Origin of the sequence: Helicobacter pylori, assembly GCF_001998165.1 — a bacterium.
GTDB classification, from domain to species: domain Bacteria; phylum Campylobacterota; class Campylobacteria; order Campylobacterales; family Helicobacteraceae; genus Helicobacter; species Helicobacter pylori_DL.
In genome coordinates this window covers 1-457 of sequence record NZ_MTWR01000136.1, presented here as the reverse complement: position 1 = coordinate 457, position 457 = coordinate 1, and the positions used below count along the sequence as shown (strand labels likewise).

Below are 457 nucleotides of genomic sequence, written 5' to 3'. Positions count from 1 at the left end.
AACAACCCGCTATTTCTTCCTCTTTTAACTCTAATTCTTTCCTGTTATAGGCCATCACCTCTAAAGTCGTGGCTTTGTCGTCCGCTAAATCTTCTAAAGTGTCAATATCTTGGACTTCTAAGGGCGATAATTCTAAAGCGATAGAATTTGGGCTAAAAATAGGCCGCATTTCTTTAAAGGCTTGAGCCTTCCCCATATAAAGCAACCCTGCGTCATGATAGAGCGTTTTAATAGTTGGTGTTACAAAAAAAGCGAGCTTGATATTGATGATAAAAAAACGCTTGAGATTGAGAGTGAAGCGACCAAGCCCCTTTTTAATGGCTCAAGTTTGTTTGAAGCGAATGTAAGCACAATATCGTAAAATCGCTAGCCTAACGCCTAATGGCGGAGCGTTTTTATAGCTCTATAAGAGCCTTGATTTTAGATCAAACCTCTAAAAGCTTCAAATAATACTCAT

The 457-nt window shown here is 38.7% G+C and carries 1 protein-coding gene and 1 pseudogene; one reads left to right on the top strand and one right to left on the bottom strand.

The window, feature by feature from the left end; translation table 11 throughout:
- Positions 1–85 precede the first annotated feature (85 nt).
- Positions 86–241: pseudogene (locus BZK24_RS09215) on the bottom strand (pseudaminic acid cytidylyltransferase); the annotation flags it as partial.
- On the opposite strand from BZK24_RS09215, the gene BZK24_RS09440 reads away from it, so the two are divergent.
- On the top strand, positions 215–361 hold the full coding sequence (locus BZK24_RS09440; protein ID WP_171972438.1) for a hypothetical protein: 147 nt from the start codon (positions 215–217) through the stop codon (positions 359–361). The pseudogene BZK24_RS09215 and the gene BZK24_RS09440 sit on opposite strands and share 27 nt — an antisense overlap.
- Positions 362–457 lie beyond the last annotated feature (96 nt).

Bases quoted from the DNA above. Each gene is read 5' to 3' on its own strand.
- BZK24_RS09440 (WP_171972438.1), top strand. From the start codon at position 215: ATGATAGAGCGTTTTAATAGTTGGTGTTACAAAAAAAGCGAGCTTGAT.